This window comes from Kouleothrix sp. 19917, assembly GCF_057073505.1.
This window is the reverse complement of record NZ_CP097099.1, coordinates 3,450,763-3,475,157: the sequence shown is the minus strand read 5'-3', so window position 1 is coordinate 3,475,157 and position 24,395 is coordinate 3,450,763. Positions and strand designations below refer to the sequence as shown.

The following is a 24,395-nucleotide window of genomic DNA, read 5'->3' as shown; positions in this document are numbered from 1 at the left end:
GAAGCCCCGCGTCAGAAGATCGGCCACGCGCAGAATTCTGACCCCTGGCAACTGGCAGCTGACCCCAGGTGATGTATGCTTAATGAAGAGCTACGCGGCACAATTCAACTGTACAGCAGCGCGGAGCAGGCGCCCATCCCGGCCTATGCCACCGACGCGCCCGCCCACGACGGCTTTGGCCGGCGGATCGACTACCTGCGCATCTCGCTCACCGACCGCTGCAACTTCCGCTGTGTGTATTGCATGCCCGCGCTGGGTATGCAGTTCCTGCCGCGCCCCGAGCTGCTCACCAGCGACGAGCTGCTGATGGTGGTGCGCGCCGCTGCTGCGGCCGGCTTTCGCAAAATCCGCCTGACCGGCGGCGAGCCAACGCTGCGCCCCGACCTGGTCGAGATCGTCGCGGCGATTAAATCCACCCCCGGCATCGAGCATATTGCCATGACGACCAACGCGCTGCGCCTGGGCAAGCTCGCGCAGCCGCTGAAAGACGCCGGCCTGGATCGCGTGAATATCAGCATCGACACGCTCGACCCGCAGAAGTTTCGCCAGGTGACGCGCGGCGGCAAGCTGGAGATGGTGTGGGAAGGTATCGAGGCGGCCGACCGCGTGGGCCTGCGCCCGATCAAGCTCAACGCGGTGGTGGTGCGCGGCCTGAACGAAGAAGAAGTGCCGCAGCTCGCCGCGCTGACGCTCAAATACCCCTGGGAGATGCGCTTCATCGAGGTGATGCCGCTCACCGGCGTGGCCGATGTGGCGAGCGATGGCGTGGTGAAAACCGAGGAGCTGATCGCGCAGCTGGAAGCCATTCATGGCCGGCTGGATGACCTGGGCCTCGCGCCAACCGACTCGGCACGGCGCTACCGCATCCCCGGCGCGAAGGGCAAGCTGGGCTTTATCAGCGCGGTGAGCGACCCCTTCTGCGCCACGTGCAACCGCATGCGCCTGACCGCCGACGGCAGGATGCACCTGTGCCTGCTGCGCGACGACGAGCTCGATCTGCGCGCGGCCATTCGCGGCGGCGCGAGCCAGGACGCGATTGAGCAGCTGGTGCGCCACGCGGTTGCGCTCAAGCCGTGGGGCCATGGCCTGCCCGAGCAGGTGCTGCCAACGCTGCGCGGCATGTCGCAGTTAGGTGGGTAAACTATTTCTATAACCACCAAGACACCAAGACACCAAGGATCCTGAGATCCTTGGTGTCTTGGTGTCTTGGTGGTAAATGTTCTTCCGTATTTTGTTATGCGAGGCTTTACACTGGGCGCGACGCCTGCACAATCGCTTCCAGCAGTGTGCTGTTCGGCAGTATTACTTCGCCCTCGGCGGTGCGCAAAACCGTGTTGACCGGCCCAACCAGACTGAGCTCACCGCTCACGTCGCCCATTGCAATGGCCCGCCCAACGGCGTAGCGCTGGCGCAGGTAGTAGCCCGCCAGAATATTCGACACCACGCTGCGCGCGCCCAGCCCCAGCGCCATCCCGATCGCCAGGCCAAACGCCGCAATCGCAATCGTGATTGCCGTGACCAGAATCGCCGTGTCGACGCCAAGCTGGCCGAGCGCCAGCACCACCACAAACAGGCTGATCAGATACTGCACTACGCGCCCGACGCGTGCGGCGTAGACCAGCCCGCTCGCCGCGCCCACATTGCTGATCAGGTTGCCCACGAACTGCGCCGCCACCCCGCCCAGCAGGAAAATAATCACGGCGGCGATGATGTTGGGCAGAAAGCTCACCAGCCGCTCCAGCAGCAGCGCCACGGCTTCCAGCCCCATCAGGCGTGTCGAGGTGATCAGGAACGACAGCAGCAGAAACGTGAAGATCGTCTGCGCGAGGATCCACGAGAGCGGCGTTTTCACGCCCAGGCCGCGCAGCGAGCCAGTGATGCCCGTGCGCTCGATCAGCGGATCGAACTTGAGCTGCACCAGCACGGTGCGCACGATCCAGCGCACCAGGCGCGCAATCAGGTAGCCGATCAGCAGGATGATCAGGCCATTCACCAGGTTGGGTATGAAATTAATGATGTCGGTGACGATCTTAACCAGCGCGTCGATCACCACTTGAAAGTTCATGGTTCCTCCCGCATATGCGGAATGCGGCCTAGTGCAATTTCAAGAGGGGTTTAGCTCAGTGAAAGGCTTCGTTGCGCATCGCAATCGCCAAACCCTAATCGCCAAACCCTAACCCCTGCGCTGAAAGCGCACTAGGCTGGCGCGGCGGCCGGCTCGGGGCCGGGCAGCAAGCTAAACAGCAAGTTCAGCAGCTCGATCAGCGTGCGCCCGATGCCGGTGAGGCCGAGATCAAGCAGATGGAGCAGGGTGCGGTCTTCGCGAATGCGCGCCATCAGGCGCTCTTCGAAGCCTTCGGGCACGGCAATCTCGCTGGCTTGCAGCCGGTGCATAAATGCGCGCACGCGCCGGGCGATCAGCACTTCTTCGGCGGCTTCGGGGTTGGCGGCCTGCCAGGCTTCCCATTCAGGGCCGGCCAGCCGGCCTTCGGCCAGGTCGGCCAAATCCCATTCAGAATCTTCAAACGTCATACGATCTCCTGGCTGCGCGGCTGCGTTTACGCGTCGCCGCCAAGCGAGCCAATCTGCTTCATGCCCGGGCACACTTGCTCGAGCAGCTGCTGAAATGCCAGGCGCGCGCGGTGAATGCGCATCTTCACGGCGCTAAGCTTCACCGAAAGCATGTCGGCAATTTCCTGGTAGGGCCGGTCTTCAATGTCGCGCAGGATGAGCGCGGCGCGGCCGGTTTCGTCCAGCTCGCGCAGGGTTTTTTCCAGGCAGACCCACAGCTCGCGGCGCAGCACAGCCTGCTCGGGCGTGGGCTGGCGCGTGTCGGCATAGCGCGGCTCGTCTGCGCCGTTTTCGTCGTCGGTAGGCGTGAGCGAGGTGGTTTGCGGGCGGCGCTTGCGCTTGCTCAGCGCATCGAAGCAGGTGTTGGTGGTGATGCGATACACCCAGGCCGTGAACATGGCCGGGTCGTCGAGCTGGCGAATGCCGCGATACACCTTCAGAAACACTTCCTGCGCCTGATCCTCGGCATCCTGCCGGTCGCCCATGAGGCGGTAGGCCGTGGCGTAGACGCGTTCTTTATACATTGAAACGAGCAGCTCGAAGGCGCGCGTGTCGCTGGGCAGTGTGCTCTGGCAGAGGCGCACCAACTCGTCGGGAGCGGGTGTCTGCATGGCGTCCGTCTCCTTTTATCGCTCGTCCTGGCGCCGCGGCAACCTTATGCAAGATATGCTAACGTTGTCGATGCCCAAAAGTGCTATACGCTACCAAACTCCGCTGGAACTGTCAACTTTCTGCGAATAAATCCATTTCCCTTGCTGGCTCCGTAATCGTAGGTAAATCCCATGCAACGCCTGACCGATACGCCCACTACTAGGGTGACAGATCTGCGTGCAAAAAGTCACGCTGGTATGTGACTTTTGCGCAGGGCCGGCGTCTTGCACTATGTTTCCAGCAAAATGTATGATGCATGTGGCGGGTTGTAAACCGGCCATGCTGACACAAACCTATGCCACATATTCTGATTGTCGATGAGCAGGCCGAGATTTGCTATCTGCTCGAACGCATGCTTCGGCGCGCTGGCTATACCACGCATGCAGTCGCTACAATTGCAGACGTGGGTACGAGTGCGCGCCTGTGCAAGCCCGACCTTGTGCTGCTGGATTTTGTGCAGTGGCACATACCCTTGCAGGAGGTTTTGCGGCCGTTAATCCAGAACTTGCCCAACGTTACAACCCCGCTGGTGGTGATGAGCACGACTGCCCTGGCTCATAGTGAGAGTGTCGAGGGTGTGAATGTTGTGGACTTTTTGCACAAGCCGTTTTTGATGGCAAGCCTGATTGGCGCGATTGAACGCGGCCTGAAGATTGGCTGTGGCTGGGCACTGGCGCGGTGATTAGTTTTGAGTGTTGATATGGTCGTTCCAGCGGGCAGTTGGCAGTCGGCAGTTGGCAGTTGGCAGCTGGCAGAAACCTGCAACCTGCAAACCTGCATACTTGCAACTCCGTGAGGGTCTGGGGTTTTGGGATTGGGCGTTCCAGCGGGCAGTCAGCAGTCGGCAGTTGGCAGCTGGCAGCTGGCAGAAACCTGCAACCTGCAAACCTGCATACTTGCAACTCCGTGAGGGTTTAGGGTCTGGGGTTTTGGGATTGGGCGTTCCAGCGGGCAGTTGGCAGTTGGCAGTTGGCAGCTGGCAGAAACCTGCAACCTGCAAACCTGCATACTTGCAACTTCGTGAGGGTCTGGGGTTTTGGGATTGGGCGTTCCAGCGGGCAGTTGGCAGTTGGCAGCTGGCAGAAACCTGCAACCTGCAATCCTTCATACTTGCAACTCCGTGAGGGTTTAGGGTCTGGGGTTTTGGGATTGGGCGGGAAACCTTGTAACCTGTAAACTCAACACTCAACATTCAACACTCAAAACTACCTGCAAACCTTCGAACCTGCAACCCGCAAACCTTCCGTACCTCCGTGCCTCCGTGGTGAATTTTTGTCCCTTGTCCTTCGTCACTCAATCGTAAATCGTCAATCGCAAATCGTAAATCTCTGCGCCCTTTGCGCTCTTTGCGGTTAGTTCTTCTTTCGTCCTTCGTCGGTCGTCCTTCGTCGCCAGCCGTTTGCGGCGCAACGCGCTCGCAGCTATAATTTCGCTGCGCCCTAATCTTCCTCTTTCCCACCAACAGACGGCGCTATCCAGCCCAAAGATGTGTTATGATAGTGACGTGTTTCACAAGGTTGGCTGCCGCGTAGCCGGGGCTGCCTGCCCGGCGCAGTGTACAGAAGCAAGCTGTGCGCCATACGCAGCGTTCTGATCTGGAAAGGGGCCCGCAGATGTCTGACTTTCTGGCCGCCCGCTCGCAAATGGCGATGTCGCTGGCGTTCCACATTATTTTTGCTGCCATTGGCATTGGCATGCCGCTGCTGATGGTGATTGCCGAGGCGCTGTGGCTGCGCACGCGCGACGAAACCTACCTGACGCTGGCCAAGCGCTGGGCGAAAGGCACCGCCATCCTGTTCGCGGTTGGCGCGGTGTCGGGCACGGTGCTGTCGTTCGAGCTGGGGCTGCTGTGGCCGGGCTTTATGCGTTTCGCCGGCCCAATCATTGGCATGCCCTTTTCGCTCGAAGGCTTTGCCTTCTTCACCGAAGCGATTTTCCTGGGCATTTACCTGTATGGCTGGAAGCGTGTGCCCCCTGGCGCGCACCTTTTCGCCGGCATTATGACGGCGCTGAGCGGCGCGATCTCGGGCATATTTGTGGTGATGGCAAACGCCTGGATGAACTCGCCCACCGGCTTCCGCATGGAAAACGGCCAGCCGGTCGACATCGACCCGATTGCGGCGATGTTCAACCCAAACTGGTTTCAGCAAACCCTGCATATGACCATCGCGGCCTACCTGGCCACCGGCGCGGCGGTGGCGGGCATTCACGCCTTTCTGTTGCTGCGCCATTCCAACGACCGCTTTCACCGGCGGGCGCTGGGCATTGCGCTGGCGCTGATGGCCGTGACGGCCATTCTTCAGCCGATCAGCGGCGACCATAGCGCCAAGAAAGTGGCCGAAACGCAGCCGGCCAAACTCGCCGCGCTGGAAGGCCAGTTCCAAACCGAGCGCGGCGCGCCGCTGCGCATTGGCGGCCTGCCCGACCCCACCACCGAAACAACGCCCTACGCGCTGGAAATCCCCGGCGGCCTGAGCTTCCTCGCCTATGGAAAATTCGACGCCGAGGTGGTTGGGCTCGACCAGTTCCCGCCCGATGAGCGCCCGAACCCGGTGATTGTGCATCTCGCCTTCCAAATCATGGTGGCGTGTGGCATGGCGCTCATGGGTTTAGGCCTGCTTGGCGTATTCTTGTGGTGGCGTGGCCGGCGCCTGCCGACGCAGCGCTGGCTGCTGTGGCTGCTGGTGCTGGGTGGCCCGCTGGGCTTTATCGCAATTGAAGCGGGCTGGGTGGTCACCGAAGTGGGCCGCCAGCCCTGGGTGATCTACGGCCTGGTGCGCACCGCCGATGCTGTGACGCCCATGCCGGGACTGGCGGTGACTTTCACGACCTTCACCATCCTCTACCTGTTCCTGGCGGCGGTGGTGGCCTGGCTGATGTGGACGCAGATCATCAACGCGCCGGTGAACGACATGCACGCGCACGAGGAGGCCGGCCATGCCGTCGCTTGAGCTGATTGTGGCGGGTATTATGCTGGTGGCGCTGGTCTTCTATGCGCTGCTGGCTGGCGCAGACTTTGGCGGCGGCGTGTGGGATCTGCTAGCGGCCGGGCCGCGCGCCAGCCAGCAGCGCGCGCTGATCGCCGGGGCGATTGGCCCGATCTGGGAGGCGAATCACGTCTGGGTCATTCTGGTGATTGTGCTGCTGTTCACGGCCTTCCCGCCCGCGTTCGTGGCGATCATGACGGCGCTGCACATCCCGCTGACGATCATGCTGATCGGGATTGTGCTGCGCGGCGCGGCCTTTACCTTCCGCACCTACGACTCGCAGGCCGACGCAGTGCAGCGCCGCTGGAGCCGGGTGTTTGCGATCGCCAGCGTGGTGACGCCAATTATGCTGGGTGTGTGCATTGGCGCGATCGCGTCGGGCGCGATTACGGTGGAAAACGACATTGTCACCAGCGGCTTCTTCGCGGCCTGGCTGGCGCCGTTCCCGTGGGCGGTTGGGCTGTTTGCGCTGGTGCTGTTTGCGTTTCTGGCGGCGGTGTACCTGACGGTCGAGGCAACCGATGCCCAGCTGCGCGAAGATTTCCGGCGGCGCGCGCTTGGCGCGGCGGTGGGCGTGGGCATCATGGCGCTGATCGTTTTTCTGCTGTCGGGCAGTGGCGCGCCGCGCATTCGCGATGGTATCAGCGCAAGTGTGTGGGCGTGGCCCTTGCAGATCGGCACGGGTGTGGCGGCAGTGGGCGCGATTGGCGCGCTGTGGACGCGGCGCTACCTGCTGGCGCGCGTGCTGGCGGCGGCGCAGATCACGCTCATCCTGCTGGGCTGGGGCGCGGCGCAGTATCCCTACCTGGTCGAGCCGAATATTACGATTGCCGACGCAGCTGCCCCGGCAGTGACGCTGCGCCTGCTGCTGATTGCGCTGGGCGCGGGCGCGCTGTTGCTGTTTCCGTCGCTGTTTTTCCTGTACCGCATTTTCAAGGGGCCGGATGTGTTTAGCCTGGGCTTGCGCGGCAAGCAGATGGAGCAGCGCGAAGAAGCGCGCCACGCCAGCGATACATAGTGCGCGTGAACGCGCAGGGTTTGTGGTGGAGGCTGGAGACGAAGCGTCACAAAGACGCACGACGCACTTGGCTTTATAGTGCGTCGTGCGTCTTTTGGCACCTGGTTCTATTGCGTGCGCAGCTCGGCGCCGCCGGGCGTGGGCAGTGATGGATCGTTGGGCGCAATATTCTGGCCAGCATTGGCGATTGCCAGATCGCGCACGCGCCCAAACTCGGCCTCGAAGGCTTGCGCCAGCCCGGCATCATCGACAATCAGCAGGTTTTCGTCATTATCTTTGTCGGCGCTGGCGGTGAAGTTGAACGAGCCGAAAATCACGGTTTTGCCGTCGATAATAATGACTTTGTGGTGCATCAGGTAGGGGTTGCCGTCCTGAAGCACGTCGAGCCTGGCGCGGCGCATTTTGCCATATTCGCTGTACTGCGTCTCGGAGCCGGTGGTTTCGAAGACGCCCGCCACCTGCACGCCAGCGGTGGCGCGCTTGCGCATTGCCGCGCCAATTGTGTCGTTGGTAAACGAAAACGCCATGAAGTGAATTGTTTGCTGGGCCTGCGCGATGCGCGCCGCAATGCGGCTGGCAACCTGATCTTCAGGAGCGAAATAGTTTTCTACCCGCGCGCCACCAATCGTCAGCACTGGGTCGCGCAGGCTGCCCTGCTTGGCCGGGCCGAACTGGCGCTGCACAAACATCTTTTCGAACTCGACGGTGTAATTTTGCGCCAGCGGGGCCGACGCGATCCGGATGGCGTTGTTGTTCAGGCGGTAGGCGTCGCCGTCGGTAAAGTTCCACGAGCCAGTCCAGACCACCGCGCCATCCACCACCGCGAATTTGTCGTGCATAATCGCTGGCCGCCCATCTTCGACGATCGGGATGCCGGCGTTTTTCACGATGGTGAGGGCATTCTGCACCGCTTCGTCGGCATTGCCAATCGTGTCGGAGTCGGTGACCATGCGCACGCGCACGCCGCGCCCGGCAGCAGCGGCCAGGGCCTGCGCCACATTCTCCAGGTCGAAGTCGTAGTCAGCGAGGTCGATGGTTGTCTTGGCGGTGTTGAGCAGCGCAACAAGCTGGGTGTCGATGCCGCCTTTATGGTTGGCGGGATTGTTGGGGTAGGCGGGCCGGGTGAAAAAGAGCTGGTACCAGCTGCCTTTTTGCGAAAACATCGTCGGCGAGCTGCCGCTGCTTGGCGCAGCGGTGGGCTTGCCCGGCGCAGGCGTGGCAGGGGCTGGCGCAGCGGTTGGTTTGGCGGCAGCGGTTGCCCTGGGCGCAGCCGTGGGCTTGGGTTTGGGCGCAGCAGTGGGCGCTGGCGGTTCCGGCGGCGCAGTCGGCAGGCTGACGCTAGGCAGGTCGGCGGGGATTTTGCTGAGCAGCGTGTCGAGCACGCCGGGGTTGTAGTAGAGATACAGCCCGGCACCAACCAGCAGGATGATGAACAGCAGCCGACCTTGCGAAACATACCAGCCACTGCGCCGTTTACGAGAACGCCGAGCCATGATGCGCTACTTTCTGCCTATGCCGAGAGCAAAACGGTTGAGCTACAGAGTGAATGAGTACTCTGGAAAATAAAATTTTCTTGCACTCAGCTTCCAGGAAGCTCGGGCCAGTTGTCCTTCCATCTGACAACCAAATGAGCTCCCTGAAAGCTTGCCCGTTGTAGAAAAGAACTTTCTTTCCAGAGTAATTAGTCGATCCATGCGCCAGGTTCGCCCGCACGGAACGGCACCCACGCCAGGCCAACCAGATGCACCACAATGTCGCTGCTCTTGGGCGCGATTGAGACGGTTTCGAGCGCTTCGGTCTGGGCGTCGAAGCTGCCGGCCAGCGCGTCGATCTCGCGCTGCAGCTCGGTTTGCAGTTCGGCAAGCTGGGCGCGCACCGCGCCAACCTGATCCTGGGCGCGGCTCACATCGCTGCTTTCGTCCTGCACGCGGCCAAAGCCGCGCACCGCCGTGCTGATGGTGCTGCGCTTGCGCCCAAAGAACGAGCCAAGCAGCGACTCGCCAATTGCCACGACGGAGTTGAGCTTCTGTGCGCTGGCCTGCTGCTGCTGTTTGGCAACCTCCTGCTCGGCGCGGCGCAGGCGATCTTCGAGGGTGGCGATGCGGGTGGCGTAGCGCTTGCGCAGCGCGTCCACCGCGTCGTCGCGCTGCTCGCGGGCTTGCTCTTGCAGGCGGATGCGGAAGTCGCGCTCGGCCTGCCCGGGCGCGGAGGTGATTTTCAGCGTTGGGCTGCGCATGAGGGTGAGCGGCTGCTCGGTGCGGAGCCAGCGGCTGAACATGCTGCTCCAGTCGTCGTACTGCTTGGGCTTGCTGGCGGCGGCGGGCAAACCCGCGAAGGCAATGCCACTCTCGGCCTGCCGGTCGAGGTCGTTGGCATCCTGCTCGAGCGGCGTCGAGCGCGCCCACTCGACCGGCACGGCGCTGTCGGCAATTGGGCAGATGCGCAGGACGCGGCTGGTTTGCTGGACGTTGTATTTGGCGTTGGAGTAGGTGACGTCGGCAGCGCCAACCACGAAGGGCCGGTAGGTCAGCTCTTCGGGCGCGCTGCCGCGCCGGGGCAGCAGGTAGTACTGGGCGATCTGGGCGGGCAGCGCGGGCGGGCCGGCTGGAGCCGCTGCCGGGGCTGGTGCTGCGGGCGCGGGCGGCGGGGCTTGAACTGCTGCCGTGGCTGCCGCTGGTGCTGCTGGCGCGGGGGCTGCCGCCGGCTTTAATTTTTTAATCTGATCGCGCGTCAGCGGGCCGGCCAGGTAAGAAAGCGTCCAGCGCGTGGTGAACACTGCCGGGTGATCTTCGTGGACGTTGTGCATCAGGAAGATGCGCTTGCCCAGGCCGGCCAGAATGCGCTCCATCTGCGCGCGGTCGAACGCGCCGCCGGCGGCAGCGCCTTCGAGCCCTTCCATCACGCGGGCTTTGTCGCGCTCGGTTTGCAGGCGGCCAATCATCCAGGTGCCGATGTTGGACAGCGCCTTGTAGTCGAGATCGACCGGATTTTGCGTGGACAGCACCAGGCCCAGGCCAAAGGCGCGCGCCTGCTTCAGCAGGGTGAGGAAGAGCGTTTTGCTGGGCGGGTTCGCGATCGGCGGCAGGTAGCCGAAGATCTCGTCCATGTACAGGATGGCGCGCAGACTGGTGCTGCCGGGCTGGGTGCGCATCCAGCTGACGATCTCGCTTAGCAGGGTGGACACGAAAAACATGCGCTCGCGGTCGCCCAGGTGCGCAATTGACATAACAGAAACACGCGGCTTGCCCGTGTCGGTGAACAAGAGGCGACCAGCGTCGAGCGGCTCGCCCTGCATCCACGCGGCGAAACCGGGCGCGGCCAGCAGGTTGTTGAGCTGCATGGCCAGGCCGGCGCGGTCTTTCGCGGGGAAGAAGGACTCGACATCGAGCACGCCGACGCTTTCGAAAGGCGGCTTCTGGATGGCGCGGATCAGGCCGGCCACGTCGAGATCCTGGCCCTGCTGCCATGCGTTGTCGAGGATGTTGGCGATCAGCACATGCTCGCGGCTGGTGAGCGGGTCGGCGTCGATGCCAAGCAGCGTGAGAATGCCGAGGGCGGTGGCCTGCACGCGCTCGCGGTACAGGTCGCTGTCGGCGCGCAGCTGCTCGGAAGGGGCGCGGAACGAGCGCAGCACCGAGACGGGCGTGCCGGCTGAGCTGCCGGGCGTGTAGATCGCGAGGTCGGCGGCATCGCGCAGGCGGGCAATGCGCGCGCCATCTTCGCCCCAATCGGCCAGCCCTTTGCGCCAGCGCTCGGCCAGCTCGGCGGCGCGCTGGTCGTCGTCCGCCGGCGGCGCGCCAGGGTCGGGCGGCGGCAGCCACGGGCGAAAGCTGGCGGCGTCGAGGGCTGGGAAAGTCAGCAGCAGGTTGCCAATATCGCCCTTGGGGTCGATTGCAATCACTGGGATGTGGTCGATCGCGGCTTCTTCGATCATGCCAATGCCGAGGCCGGTTTTGCCGCTGCCGGTCATGCCGATGATCACGGCGTGGGTGGTCAGGTCTTTGGAGTCGTAGAGGATGAGCTCGTCGGTGGCGCTGCCCTGCGCGAGATCGTAGGCTTTGCCCAGGTAGAACGCGCCAAGCTTCTCGAAATCTTGCACGGTGCACCTCGTGACGTGGGAAGAATTGCGGCCAAAGGCGGTGGTGGGGATTATACGCGAAAGCTGGCGCGGTGGCAACGGAGCGGTTTCAGGTTTGCAGGTTTGAAAGTTGCAGTTTGGACGAGGGACGAAAGACGAAGGACGAAAATGTACCACGGGGGCACGGAAGGTTTGCGGGTTGCAGGTTCGAAGGTTTGCAGGTAGTTTTGAGTGTTGAATGTTGAGTGTTGAGTTCGTAGGTTACAAGGTTTCCCGCTCAATCCCAAAACCCCAGACCCTAAACCCTCACGGAGTTGCAAGTATGCAGGTTTGCAGGTTGCAGGTTAGCGAGACGGCATCATTCGCGTCCTGAGTAGCGCGAAGCGCGTATCGAAGGGCGCGGGCGGTAACTGCCGAGGAGATGAACGACGAAGGGAGAAATAACCGCAAAGAGCGCAAAGGGCGCGGAGATTTCAGGTTTGCAGGAAGTTTTGAGTGTTGAATGTTGAGTGTTGAGTTCGTAGGTTACAAGGTTTCCCGCTCAATCCCAAAACCCCAGACCCTAAACCCTCACGGAGTTGCAAGTATGCAGGTTTGCAGGTTGCAGGTTAGCGAGACGGCATCATTCGCGTCCTGAGTAGCGCGAAGCGCGTATCGAAGGGCGCGGGCGGTAACTGCCGAGGAGATGAACGACGAAGGGAGAAATAACCGCAAAGAGCGCAAAGGGCGCGGAGATTTCAGGTTTGCAGGAAGTTTTGAGTGTTGAATGTTGAGTGTTGAGTTCGTAGGTTACAAGGTTTCACGCTCAATCCCAAAACCCCAGACCCTAAACCCTCACGGAGTTGCAAGTATGCAGGTTTGCAGGTTGCAGGTTAGCGAGACGGCATCATTCGCGTCCTGAGTAGCGCGAAGCGCGTATCGAAGGGCGCGGGCGGTAACTGCCGAGGAGATGAACGACGAAGGGAGAAATAACCGCAAAGAGCGCAAAGGGCGCGGAGATTTCAGGTTTGCAGGTTGCAGGTTACAGGTCAGTGCGCTCTTGAAACTCAACATTCAACATTCAACATTCAAACCTGCTGACTTTCAGCTGCAATCGGCTATACTTGCGCTACTTCGCTCGCATACAGAAGGAGATAGGCATATGCAGATTGCGCTTGATGAACTGCCCTACGCAGCGCGGCGGAAGCCGGTGTTTGCCCGGCGCGGGGTGGTGGCCACCAGCCAGCCGCTGGCCGCGCAGGCCGGGCTGGCGGCGCTGCGGCGCGGCGGCAACGCCATGGACGCGGCAATCGCCACGGCGGTGACGCTGACGGTGGTGGAGCCGGCGTCGTGCGGCATGGGCGGCGACGCCTTTGCAATCGTGTGGGATGGGCAGAAGCTGCACGGCCTGAACGGCTCGGGCCGCGCGCCGGGCGGGCTGACCCTGGCGGCGGCGCGGGCTGGCGGCAACCACGAGATGCCCGAGGCGGGCTGGCTGCCGACCACGGTGCCGGGCGCGCCGGGGGCGTGGCAGGCGCTGCATGCCCGCTTTGGCCGCCTGCCTTTCGCAGAATTATTTGCCGACGCGATTGCCTATGCCGAAGAAGGCTACCCGGTGTCGCCGCGCTCGGCGCGCAACTGGGGCTTTGCCTACCAGCGCTTTGCGCGCGAGCTGCCGCGCACGGCCTTTGGGCACTGGGCGGCGACCTTTGCGCCCGAAGGGCATGCGCCCGCGCCCGGCGAGATCTGGCGCTGCCCCGACATGGCGCGCTCGCTCCAGCAGATCGCGGAAAGCGGCGCGGCGGCTTTCTACAGCGGCGATCTGGCCGAGCGCATTGGCGCATTTGCCGAGGCCAGCGGCGGCTGGCTGCGCGCCGCCGACCTTGCCGCGCACCAGCATAGCTGGGTCGACCCGATCAGCACCAACTATCGCGGCTACGATGTGTGGGAAATTCCGCCCAACGGCCAGGGGCTGGCCGCGCTGCTTGCGCTGAATATTCTGGAAGGCTTTGCGCTGGGCAGCATCCCACGCGACTCGGCGCACAGCTACCACCTGCAGCTTGAAGCCATGAAGCTGGCATACATCGACGCGCACCGCTATATTGCCGACCCCGAGCACGCGGCAGTGCCAACCGCCGAGCTGCTTTCCAAGGAATATGCCACCCGCCGCCGCGCCCTGATCGGCCAGGCAGCGCTCGACCCGCAGCCGGGCGAGCCGCTGCGCAGCGATACCGCCTACCTGTGCGCGGTCGATTCCGATGGCATGATGGTGAGCCTGATCGAGTCGACCTTCGACAGCTTCGGCAGCGGGATTGTCATCCCCGGCACTGGCATTGCGCTGCAGAATCGCGGCGCGGGCTTCTCGCTCGACCCGGCGCACCCGAATGCGCTCGCGCCGGGCAAACGCCCCTACCACACGATCATCCCGGGCTTTCTGACGCGCGATGGCGCGCCGATTGGGCCGTTCGGCGTGATGGGCGGGCACATGCAGCCGCAGGGCCACGTGCAGATGATTGTGAACACGGTTGACTACGGGCTGAACCCGCAGGCCAGCCTGGACGCGCCGCGCTGGAGCTGGTGGGGCGGGCGCTACGCCAAAGTCGAGGCGCACGCCGACGCGGCCATTCCCGAGGGCTTGCTGGCGCAGGGCCATGAGATCGAGGTGGATGCCGACCCCGAGGGCTTTGGCTGCGGGCAGATCATCTGGCGGCTGCCGAATGGCGCATATGTGGCCGGCAGCGATGGCCGCACCGACGGCTGCGCACTGGGCTGGTAGCGAACAGGAGAATGAACCGCAAAGACGCAAAGGACGCGGAGGGTTTCGAGTTGAAAGTTGGCAGGTTGCAGGTTTGAACGTTTAACCTGCAACCTGCCAACCTTCAAACATGCGACCTGCAACTTGCTCACTCGCCCACGGCTGGCTCGCACGGCAGGAGGACGGTGAAAATGCTGCCCGCGCCCTCGGTGCTTTGCACCTCGACGGTGCCGCCGTGCAGCTCCACAATTTCCTTAACGACATACAGGCCCACGCCCAGGCCGCTGATGCTCTGCGTGGCAGTGTTTTCGGCGCGGTAAAAACGCTGGAAGAGGTTGGGCAGCGCCTCGGCCGGGATGCCAATGCCCCGGTCGCGCACGGCCAGCGATGCCTGCTGCGCCTCTGCCGCGAGCGTCACGACGACCGGGTCGGGCGCTTCGCTATACTTCAGGGCGTTTTGCAGCAGGTTTTGCACCACCTGCTCCAGCCGCAGCGCGTCGCCATTCACAACAACCGGCGCGGCGGGGCATTCGAGTGTGATCGTGCGGTCGTCGTGGGCGGCGCGGGTTTCCTCCACTGCGCGCTCGACCAGCGCGGCGAAATCGAAGCGCGCCCGCTCGATGCGCAGCTGGCCATTCTCCAGGCGCGAGGTGTCGAGCAAGGTTAAAATCATTGCGTTGAGGCGGCTGACCTGCCCGTTGATAATGTCGAGCGTGCGCATGTCGCGCGGGGCCAGAAAGCCATCGCGCACGGCGCGGCGCTGCAGCAGCTGCACCTGGCCCAGCAGCGAGGTAAGCGGCGTTTTCAGCTCGTGAGCTGCGATGCTCAGGAACTGGTTGCGCAGTTCGAGCGCCTGTTCGGCCTGCTGGTAGAGCCGCGCATTGTCGATTGCCTTGGCGGCGCGCTGCGCGAGCGCCTCGGCAAACTCCAGGTCGGCCGGGCCATAGGCGCGCCCTTGCTGCGTCGACACAAACGTGATCGTGGCGAGCGTCTGGCCCCGGGCGGTCAGCGGAACGATCATCGCCGAAACAAAGCTCATGCTCAGGATCAGCTGGAGATGCTCGGGGTCGCGGGCGCTGGCGGCCAGCATAGCCTCAGAAATTTCTGGCAAAAGCACAGATTCGCCCGTATGCAAGACTGCGGCGACACCTGACTGTGTATCGGGGCTTGGCGGGTAGCGGCGGTAAAGCTCGTGTGCCAGCGCCACTTTGTTGGGATCAATATGCGCCGCCGCCAGCAGCTGAATTTCCTGTCGCTCATTCAGCACATGCACGGCGCACCAGTCGGCCAGCTGTGGAACGACCAGCTTTGCCACCGCGCTGAGCGTGGTTGGGTAATCGAGCGAGCCGGCCAGAATGCGCCCGGCCTCGGCCAGAAAGGTCGCGCGGGTTCTGGCAGTTTCGGCCTCGGCGCGCGCATCCTGCTCGCGGGCCAGGCTTTCGGCGCGCTCCTGCTCGGCCTGCCGCTCTTCGGTGATGTCGTTCATGATAATGATCGACAGGTTCACCTTGCCCTGGGCATTGCGCACCGGGCGCGCCTGCACCCGCACCCAGCGTTCCTCGCCGCTGGCTGGGTCGCGGTAGCGGGCGATCTGCGCAGCATGGTCGGCACCACCGAGTGCGCGCTGGCCCGGCAGATCGCCTGCTTCAAGTGCCTCGCCGGCTTCGCTATGCAGCTGGAAACGCGCGCGCCGCTCGTCCTGCGTGCTTTCGAGCAGTGCCTGTGGGGAAGTGTAGCCGGTGATTTCGGCGGCGGCCTCGTTGGCGTAGGCCAGATCGCCATTCGGCAGCTCGGCCACCACACCGTCGGTAATATTCCCCAGAATCACGGCCAGCTGATCGTGCGCGGCGCGGAGCTCGGCCTCGGCGGCCAGGCGCGACTCGATCGTGCGGAAGACCAGAATTGCGCCGATCAGCTTGCCCTTGCGGTCGCGAATTGGCGCGCTGCTGTCATCAATTGGGTGCTCGCCACCATTTCGGGCCAGCAGAATCGTGTTGTTTGCCAGGGCGGCGCTGGTTCCTTCACGCAGCACCTGCTGCACCGGGTTTTCGGCCGGCGCGCGGGTACTGGCCTCGACAATGCGAAAGATTTCATCAATATCCCGCCCGCTGGCATCACGACGCGGCCAGCCAGTCAGCCCTTCGGCAACTGCGTTCAGAAAGGTTATTTTGCCGGCCGCATTGGTGGCGATTACCGCGTCGCCAATGCTTGCCAGCGTCACCGCAAAACGCTCGGCATCGGCGTAGGATTGCATGGCGGCGCGGCGGCGGGCATCGCTGATCACGCTGATCAGGCTGGCCACAAACACAAACACCGCGCCGCGCACAAGGTCGCCGCGCTCGAGGCTGAATGTGCCATCCGCCGAGATCAGGAAGTAGTTCGAAAGCACAACCGACAGAAGCGCGCTGAGGATGCTGAGCACCAGCCCGCTATAGGCGGCAATAATCGCGATGGCGGCGAAGAAAAGAATAAATGGAACGGGCGCAATGATTGGGCGGAACAGCAGCGAAAGCCCAAGCGCAACGGCAAGCGCTCCCGCAGCAACGGCAATACGCAGAATCCGTGGCGGCTGTGCGGCGGACGCTGGGCGCAGAAACACGTCCATGAAAGTTCTCCAACACAGTGTGGGCTGGCAGTATCCATCTGGGCAGATACGAGGGTTCGGGCGCTTCTATTATACCGCTTTTTCACCAGGGAAATAACGTACTATCGCTGGCAGGAGGGGCAGAAGTGGGTGTTGCGCCCGCCCAGGCGCAGGTGCTCGATGCGCGTGCCGCAGCGCGGGCATGGCTGCCCGGTGCGCTCGAACACGTTGCGGCGGTGGCGCGCCTGCCCGGGCCGGCCAAACAGGTCGGCCTGCGTGCCGCGCAGCTCGAGCCCTTCGCGCAGCACCTGGCCGATCGCGTCGTAGAGGCGCGCGATTTCGTCGGGGGTGAGTGTGGCGGGCGCGCGGCGCGGGTCGATCCCGGCCAGCCACATGCTTTCGTCGGCATCGCGGTTGCCCAGGCCGGCCAGCACTTTCTGGTTGAGCAGCACGGTTTTGAGCGCGCCGCGCCGCTTGCCAAGCTGGTTCGCCAATATTTCGGGGCTGAAATTTGGGTCGAGCGCATCCGGGCCGAGCGCGGCCAGATCGAGCCGGGTGGCGACGTCGTCGGGCGGGCCGAGGGCAGTGCGCGCATAGCCAAGCTTGTCGAGCAGGCGCAGGTCTTCGTCGCGGTCGAGGTGGAAGATCACCAGCGTTTCGGGCAGGCGGCGCTGCGCCGTGGGCGTGAGCAGCAGCGTGCCCCAGAGCATGAAATGCACGGCCAGCAGCAGGTCGCCTTCCAGCGGCATAAGAATGTGCTTGGCGCGGCGCTCGGCGGCCAGCACGCGCTGCCCGGCCAGCATTGCCGCAAACTCGGGCGGCGCGGGAAAGCGCACCGCCTCGGGCAGCAGCACCTCGGCGCCAAGGATGGGCCGCCCAACCACGGCCTCGCGCAGGTCGCGCACAATCGTTTCAACTTCGGGAACTTCGGCCATGGCGCGCCTCTTTGCTCGGGCGGGTGCGATAAGGTGTGCAGAAGCAATGGCTGTGCCACAGGAGCTTGGCAGGTTGCTTGCTTGCGGTTTGCACGTTGCGGATCATTGCATACTGCCGACTGCATACTGCGCGGTCTCGGTTCTCGGTTTTGCTGTTCCCTTTCACCTTGCCACCCTTTCACCCCGCCACGGTTGGGGAACACTTGCGCTCTTTCCGCGTCACTCGTATAATACCCGACGAGGTTGGGGAACAAAACGTCGGAAGGTCAACCATGCCGAAGCGCGCCAACGCGACCGTCGCCTGGCTGGATGGGCGAGGACTGTATGAACTGCGCGAGGATGGGCAGCTTCTGGGCACGCCCGACGCCGACACCTGGGCGCGCTGGCTCGAAGCGCACGGCTCGTTCGCGTTTCACGGGCAGCGCGGGCGGCTGAATCTGCTCAAGGAGCGGCGCAAGGCCGGCCCAGGCTACTGGTACGCCTACCGCCGCCGGGGCGGGCGCGTCGCGAAACGCTACGCCGGGCGCTCGGCTGAGCTGACATTTGCGCGCCTCGAAGCGCTGGCGCAGGAACTCGAAAGCGGCGACGCGCCGCTTGTTCCCCAACCTGCTGCGCAAGAACAGGCTGCCACAAATACTTCTGTTGCAAACGAGCCGCTGCTTGCCCCCAAGCTTCAGCCGCCGCGCCTGCACAGCAGCCTGGTGCGGCGCGAGCGCCTGCTATCGCTGCTCGACGCCGGGCGCGAGCGCAAGCTCACTCTGCTGAGCGCGCCAGCTGGTTTTGGCAAAACCACCCTGGTGCGCCAGTGGCTGGCCGCGCCCGGCGCGCCCGCCGTCGCGTGGCTGGCGCTCGACGCGGGCGACAACGACCCCCTGCGCTTCTGGCGCTACCTCGTCGCGGCCTGCCGCGCCTTTGGCCCCAAGATTGGCGCGCAATCGCTGGCGCTGCTCGACGCGCCAATCGCGATCAAGTCGCCGCTGGACATGATCCTGACCGCTCTGGTGAACGAGCTGGCGCAGCTCCCGCGCGAAGGCGTGCTGGTGCTGGAAGATTATCACCTCATCACCACGCCACAGATCCACGACTCGGTCGCGCTGCTGCTCGACCACCTGCCGCCGCACCTGCACCTGCTGATCATCTCGCGCACGCAGCCGCCGTTCCCTTTCGCGCGCCTGGCCGCCGCTGGCGAACTGACGATGATCGAAGCGCCCGAACTGCGTTTCTCCCACGCAGAGATCGACATATTTCTGAAACAGGCGACGGTGATCACGTTGCAGCAGGGCACACTCGATCTGCTCGAATCGCGGCTCGAAGGCTGGCCGGCGGGCCTGCGCATGTTCGCTTTGGCGCTGGAAGGGCGCGACGACCCGAGCGATCTTGACCTGATTCTGGAGCATTTCGTCACCGGGCGGCGCGGCATTGGCGAGTATTTCGTCGCCGAGGTGCTGAACAAGCAGCCCGCTCATGTGCAGCAGTTTTTGCTGCAAACGAGTTTTCTTACGCGCCTGACCGCGTCGCTCTGCACCAGCGTGACCGGGCGGCGCAACAGCGAGGCGCTGCTCGAACTGCTCGAACAGGCCAACCTGTTCATCGAGCCGCTCGACGGGGCGGGGCTTTGGTATCGCTACCACGCAATGTTCGCCACGGCCATGCAGGCCGAGGCGCGCCGCCGCCTGGGCGATACCGCCGTGCGCGACCTGCTCCAGCGCGCCGGGCGCTGGTACGAGGCGCACGATCGGCTGCCCGAAGCGGTCGAGGCGGCGCTGCTGGCCGGCGACCACGCGCGTGCCGCCAGCCTGATCGAAACGGTGGTCGCGCCGCAGTTCAGCATCGAGCGGCCAAACATGCACGGCCCGCCCGAGTTCCACTCGCTGCAAGGCTGGCTTACGCAGCTGCCGCCAGCGACGCTGGAAACCCACCCGCTGCTCAGTCTGGCGCTGGCGGTGGCGATGCTGTTCACCTATATCGTGGAAATGCAGCCAATCGACTGGGCAGCGTATGCCACCATCGAGCAGCTGCTGAACCGGGCCGAGCGCGACTTCCGCGCCCGCGGCGACACCGACCGGCAGGGGCAAATTCACGCCTTTCGCGCGCTCATGTTTCGCCAGCGCGGCGAGATCGCGGCAGCGGTGGGCTGGGCGAACGCTGCGCTCGATCTGTTGCAGCCGCAGGAGCTGAACTGGCGCAGCGTGTGCATCGGCGGGCTGGCGATTGGCGAGCAATATGCTGGCGCGCCTGGCAAAGCCAGCGCGCTGTTTGCGCAGGCGCAGGCCATGTGCGAGCAGCTTGGCAACCGGCCGTTTGCGCGGGCCAATGGCGGGATGCTGGGCGGCGTGCTGCTGGAACAGAACGAGCTGCACCGCGCCGCAAGAATCTTCGCGCAGATTCAGGCCGAGGCGCGCACAGTCAGCGATTTCGACGACGTTGCCCATACCGCCTATGGTCTGGCCGATATCGCTCTGCGCTGGAATGATCTCGACGCGGCGCAGGCGCAGGCCGAGGAAGTTCTGACAGTGATGCAGCAGTTTCCGCACGATGGTCAGCCGATTGTTGCCCGAGTGCTGCTGGCGCACGTCGAGCAGGCGCGTGGCGAGCATGCGGCGGCGCTGGCGCGCTGTGCGGCGCTGCTGGCCGAAATACGACATCCTGTTTTGCCAAGGGAAAAGCAAATCGTCGCGCATGTTGCGCTTGAGCAAGCCCGAATCGCGCTTCGCGCCGGCGACCTTGCGCTGGCGCAGCGCTGGCGCGCCATGCGGGCGACAGGTTTGGAACTCTCGCGGCTGCATCGCGACCGCGAGCGCATTCTGCTGGCGCGCTTGAGCATGGCTGAAGGCGCGCCCGAAACGGCGCTGCGCGAGCTCGAGGCCCTGCTGGCCGCTGCCGAAGCCGATGGCTGCGCGCAAATCGCGCTGGAAGCGCGCGTGCCGCTGGTGCTGGCCTTCGCCGCACGTGGCAAAGCGGAACCAGCGCGTCAAACACTTGTTGCGGCCCTCGCCAGCGCGCACCCCGCCAACGCCCGCTATGTCTTCGTGGCCGAAGGCGAGGCGCTGGCCCCGCTTGTGCGCGCCACGCTGCCCGCGCTGGCCGACAAGAATGTGCTTGCCTTCGCAAGGAGCATCCTCGCCAGCATCGCCCCCGCCGACGCCGAGGCCGACCTGCTGAGCCCGCAGGAGCGCCGCGTGCTGCGTATGCTCGCGGCCGGGCGTTCCAACCCGCAGATCGCCGACGAGCTGGTGGTGTCGGTGAACACTGTGAAGGCGCACGTCAAAAATATCTACCGCAAGCTCAACGTCAGCACCCGCCTCGACGCGGCGCGCGCCGCCAGCACCCTCGATCTCCAGTAATCACCCACCCAATTACCCGCCCGGAGAATGCCGCCGCGCCCGCTTCTTCTCTACAATGAATGACGTAACGACATATCGCTATTCATTCGGAGGAGAATACGTTGAACACTCTCTCAACCCAATCCGCGCAGGAGCAGGCCGGGCCATCGCGCTTCACGCTGCTGTTCCTGATTTTCACCGCGTTTCTGAACTCGCTTGGCTTCACCGTAATCAGCCCGGTGCTGCCGTTTATTGTGCAGAAGTACCTGGCCGACCCGAGCGCGCTGGCGACGGTGGTTGGCTGGCTGACCGCCAGCTACGCGATCTGCCAGTTTCTGGCTGCGCCCGCGCTCGGCGTGCTGAGCGACCGCTACGGCCGCCGCCCGGTGCTGCTGATCTGCCTGCTTGGCTCGGCGGTCGGCTATGTGATCTTTGGCATTGGCGGGGCGCTGTGGGTGCTGTTCCTCAGCCGCATCATCGACGGGCTGACTGGGGCGAACTATAGCATTCTGGGGGCGTATGTTGGCGATGTCAGCAAGCCCGAGGAGCGCGGCAAGCTGTTCGGCCAGATCGGCGGTGTGGTCGGCGTCGGCTTTATCGTCGGCCCGGTGCTTGGCGGCTTTGCGTCGCGGTTTGGCTACTCGGTGCCGCTGTACCTCGCGGCGGCGATCATGTTTGCCAACACGGTCTGGGGTTTCTTTGCGATGCCGGAAAGCCTGCACCCGCAGTATCGCTCGGCGGGCTTCCGGCTGCGCGACCTGAATCCATTCACGCAGCTGCGCAACATTTTCGCGATTTCGCACCTGCGCTGGCTGATGATCACCGCTCTGTGCTACTTCTTCCCGTTCGCGCTGTTCACCACCGAGCTGTCGGTGCTGGCGCTCGACAAGCTGAGCTGGACGCCCGAGCAGATCGGCTTTCTGCTGCTCACCGTCGGCGTAATCGACATTATCATGCAGGGCTTCATGGCCGAGCGGCTCATCCCGCGCTTTGGCGAGGTTGCGCTGATTGTGGCGGGGCTGGTGTGCGTGGCGGCCGCGTTCGGGCTGATCGGCGCGGTGGCGATTGTGCCGCAGGCGATGCTGATGCTGGGCGGCGTTGTGCTGTTTGCGTTTGGCTCGGGCCTGCTTGAGCCAGCGCTGAACGGGCTGATTTCGGCGGCGGCTGGCCCGCGTGAGCAGGGCGTGGTGCAGGGTGGCAACGCGGCGCTGCGCTCGGTCACGAGCATTGCTGGCCCGCTGCTGGCGGGCGCGCTGTACGTCCGCTTCGGCGGCGAATCGCCCTACTGGCTGGGCGCGGCGATCCTGCTGCTTGGCATCGGCACAATCCTGGTTGCGGCGCGGCACCTTGCGCCAGCGCAGCACGTGGCGGAAGCAGGATCGGCGAATGGCTAGCGACGCACGAGGGTTTAGGGTCTGGGGTTTTGGGATTTGGCCTGCAAACCTGTAGCCGCACGAGGGTTTAGGGTCTGGGGTTTTGGGATTTGGCCTGCAAACCTGTAGCCGCACGAGGGTTTAGGGTCTGGGGTTTTGGGATTAAATCTGCAAACCTGCAACCTGCCAACCTGCGACTTTCAAACCTGCACCCTGGTACAATGGGCGAAGCGCAATCACAGCAATGGGAGAAACGGTGGAAACGCTCATTATCGTTGTGCTCGCCCTGCTGGCGATCAGCGCCGCCAGCACGGTTGGCTCGCGGCTGGGGATTGCAGCGCCGCTCCTGCTGACGCTGCTTGGCATTGGGGTCAGCCTGCTGCCATTTGTGGGCGCGATCCACGTCGAGCCGGAATGGATTCTGGAAGGGGTGCTGCCGCCGCTGCTCTACTCGGCGGCGGTTTCCGTTCCGACCATGGAGTTTCGGCGCGATTTTAATGCCATTAGCGGGCTCTCGGTCGTGCTGGTAGTCGTCAGCGCGGTGCTGCTGGGCATGCTGTTTGCCTGGCTTGTGCCGGGCCTGGGCCTGCCTGGCGGCATCGCGCTGGGCGCAATCGTCAGCCCAACCGATGCGGTCGCGCTTTCGATTGTGAAGCGCCTGGGCGTGGCTTCGCGCGTGGTTGCGCTGCTGGAAGGCGAAAGCCTGCTCAACGACGCCAGCGCGCTGGTGCTGCTGCGCTCGGCAATCGCGGGAATGGCCGCATCCGTGTCGCTCTGGGGCGTGGCTGGCGATTTTCTGTATGCGGTTGCGCTGGCCGTGGCAATTGGCTATGCGGTCGGCTGGCTGAACCTGCGCATTCGCGCGCGCATCAAGGACTCGACCGTCAACACGATTATTTCCTTCACGCTGCCGTTTATTGCCTCGCTGCCGGTCGAGCTGCTTGGCGGCTCGGGCCTGGTTGCGGCGGTGGTGGCCGGCCTCGTCACCGGCAGCGGCGCGCCGCGCTTCCTCTCGCCGCGCCACCGCCTGTCGGATTCGACGAACTGGCGCACAATCGAAATGGTGCTGGAAGGTGGCGTGTTTCTGCTGATGGGCCTGGAGCTGACTGCGATCACGCAGGATGTGTATGCCGACAATTCGGGCCTGAGCGCCGCGCTCGGCATTGCTGCGCTGGCTGTGCTGGCAAGCGTGCTGATCCGCGCGGCGTTTGTCGCGCCGCTGCTGCTTGCGCTGAAACGGGGCGCGGAGCGAAGCGCGCAGGTCAAGGTGCGAATTCAGAGCTTGCAGCAGCGCCTCGACGCGCCAGCCGGCGAAGCGCCTGCGCAGGATATTCGTTTCGACCGGCGTTTGCAGCCCTCGCCACAGCGCGACCAACGCCTCGCCCAGCTTCAGATGCAGCAGTCGCCCGAACGGGTCGAACGCTTGCAGACCTGGCTGCGCCGCCAGATCGCCGACATCGACTATTTTCTGGCCGAGCCGCTGGGCTGGCGCGAAGGCGCAATCGTTGTGTGGGCGGGCATGCGCGGCGTGGTGACGCTGGCGGCGGCGCAGACCCTGCCGGAAGATATGCCCAACCGCTCACTGCTGATCTTTGTGGCCTTTCTGGTTGCGGTTGGCTCGCTGCTGCTGCAAGGCGGCACGCTGCCCTGGCTGGCGCGGCGGCTGCAGGCGGCGGGTGGCGAGCACCACGGCGGCAATGGCGAGCACGCGCAGTTGATGAAAATGCTCGACCAGAAGGCGGTCGATGTCATGAACACAGCGGGCTTGAGCGACCTGGCGCGCCAGTTTCAGGAACGCCTGATTCGCGGCGATGATGCAACCGAAAACAAGCTGCAAAACTACCGGCGCGTGCGGCTGCAAATAATCGAAGCGCAGCGTGGCGCGCTGCTCGATGCCCGCGACAATGGCGAGTTCAGCGCCGCCGCCCTGAATGCCGCGCTCGCAAACCTCGACGCCGACCAGATCAGTCTGGAATTGCGCGGAAACCCCGACGAGTAAGTTGAAGTCCGTTTCTGATTACGACGACCGACGACCGACCACTGACGACGGATGCGTGGTCGGTTGTCAGTGGTCGGTCGTCTTTCGGCAACCAGCATCGGATTTTCGTAAGGCTGTACTAGCTTATCTGCTAGCAGAACCG

15 protein-coding genes are annotated in these 24,395 nt (G+C 64.0%); 8 read left to right on the top strand and 7 right to left on the bottom strand.

Going from position 1 to position 24,395, the window contains the following annotated elements:
- The first annotated feature begins 75 nt into the window (after positions 1-75).
- Complete coding sequence (moaA, locus tag M1P90_RS14210) at positions 76-1,140, top strand: GTP 3',8-cyclase MoaA (protein ID WP_483703292.1); 1,065 nt, start codon at positions 76-78, stop codon at positions 1,138-1,140.
- 106 nt (positions 1,141-1,246) lie between these two features.
- Here moaA and M1P90_RS14205 read toward each other — a convergent pair whose 3' ends face one another.
- The 3 genes from M1P90_RS14205 to M1P90_RS14195 all read right to left on the bottom strand — a co-directional run bounded on the left by M1P90_RS14205 (position 1,247) and on the right by M1P90_RS14195 (position 3,182).
- The gene (locus tag M1P90_RS14205; protein WP_483703291.1) at positions 1,247-2,065 is read right to left on the bottom strand and encodes a mechanosensitive ion channel family protein; all 819 of its coding nucleotides are present in this window, start codon (positions 2,063-2,065) and stop codon (positions 1,247-1,249) included.
- Between the two features lie 131 nt (positions 2,066-2,196).
- Positions 2,197-2,532, bottom strand: a complete 336-nt coding sequence (locus tag M1P90_RS14200; RefSeq protein WP_483703290.1) for an anti-sigma factor — start codon at positions 2,530-2,532, stop codon at positions 2,197-2,199.
- Between the two features lie 26 nt (positions 2,533-2,558).
- A complete protein-coding gene (locus tag M1P90_RS14195) occupies positions 2,559-3,182 on the bottom strand; it encodes an RNA polymerase sigma factor (protein ID WP_483703289.1) in 624 nt (207 codons plus the stop codon).
- Between the two features lie 335 nt (positions 3,183-3,517).
- Here M1P90_RS14195 and M1P90_RS14190 point away from each other — a divergent pair, with 335 nt between their 5' ends.
- From M1P90_RS14190 to M1P90_RS14180, 3 genes are all read left to right on the top strand, one after another.
- Entirely contained in the window at positions 3,518-3,904 is a 387-nt protein-coding gene (locus M1P90_RS14190; RefSeq protein WP_483703288.1) for a response regulator, read from the top strand.
- 931 nt (positions 3,905-4,835) lie between these two features.
- Positions 4,836-6,173 carry a cytochrome ubiquinol oxidase subunit I gene (locus M1P90_RS14185; protein WP_483703287.1) on the top strand — a complete coding sequence of 446 codons (1,338 nt, stop codon included), beginning with the start codon at positions 4,836-4,838 and terminating at the stop codon, positions 6,171-6,173.
- Entirely contained in the window at positions 6,160-7,227 is a 1,068-nt protein-coding gene (locus M1P90_RS14180) for a cytochrome d ubiquinol oxidase subunit II (protein ID WP_483703286.1), read from the top strand. The genes M1P90_RS14185 and M1P90_RS14180 overlap by 14 nt, the downstream gene beginning before the upstream one ends.
- A 107-nt stretch (positions 7,228-7,334) precedes the next feature.
- Here M1P90_RS14180 and M1P90_RS14175 read toward each other — a convergent pair whose 3' ends face one another.
- Complete coding sequence (locus tag M1P90_RS14175; protein WP_483703285.1) at positions 7,335-8,720, bottom strand: phospholipase D-like domain-containing protein; 1,386 nt, start codon at positions 8,718-8,720, stop codon at positions 7,335-7,337.
- Between the two features lie 188 nt (positions 8,721-8,908).
- Positions 8,909-11,326: an ATP-binding protein gene (locus tag M1P90_RS14170; RefSeq protein WP_483703284.1), complete on the bottom strand. Its 2,418-nt coding sequence runs from the start codon at positions 11,324-11,326 to the stop codon at positions 8,909-8,911.
- Between the two features lie 1,120 nt (positions 11,327-12,446).
- On the opposite strand from M1P90_RS14170, the gene M1P90_RS14165 reads away from it, so the two are divergent.
- Complete coding sequence (locus tag M1P90_RS14165; RefSeq protein ID WP_483703283.1) at positions 12,447-14,060, top strand: gamma-glutamyltransferase family protein; 1,614 nt, start codon at positions 12,447-12,449, stop codon at positions 14,058-14,060.
- Between the two features lie 127 nt (positions 14,061-14,187).
- Here M1P90_RS14165 and M1P90_RS14160 read toward each other — a convergent pair whose 3' ends face one another.
- Positions 14,188-16,644 (bottom strand): sensor histidine kinase, encoded by a 2,457-nt coding sequence (locus M1P90_RS14160; RefSeq protein WP_483703282.1) that lies wholly within the window; start codon positions 16,642-16,644, stop codon positions 14,188-14,190.
- Between the two features lie 101 nt (positions 16,645-16,745).
- Positions 16,746-17,558: an Fpg/Nei family DNA glycosylase gene (locus tag M1P90_RS14155; RefSeq protein ID WP_483703281.1), complete on the bottom strand. Its 813-nt coding sequence runs from the start codon at positions 17,556-17,558 to the stop codon at positions 16,746-16,748.
- Between the two features lie 272 nt (positions 17,559-17,830).
- Here M1P90_RS14155 and M1P90_RS14150 point away from each other — a divergent pair, with 272 nt between their 5' ends.
- The 3 genes from M1P90_RS14150 (at position 17,831) to M1P90_RS14140 (ending at position 24,253) form a co-directional block, all read left to right on the top strand.
- Positions 17,831-20,902 (top strand): winged helix-turn-helix domain-containing protein, encoded by a 3,072-nt coding sequence (locus M1P90_RS14150; protein ID WP_483703280.1) that lies wholly within the window; start codon positions 17,831-17,833, stop codon positions 20,900-20,902.
- A gap of 101 nt (positions 20,903-21,003) precedes the next feature.
- A complete protein-coding gene (locus M1P90_RS14145) occupies positions 21,004-22,275 on the top strand; it encodes an MFS transporter (protein WP_483703279.1) in 1,272 nt (423 codons plus the stop codon).
- Between the two features lie 235 nt (positions 22,276-22,510).
- Complete coding sequence (locus M1P90_RS14140) at positions 22,511-24,253, top strand: cation:proton antiporter (protein WP_483703278.1); 1,743 nt, start codon at positions 22,511-22,513, stop codon at positions 24,251-24,253.
- Positions 24,254-24,395 lie beyond the last annotated feature (142 nt).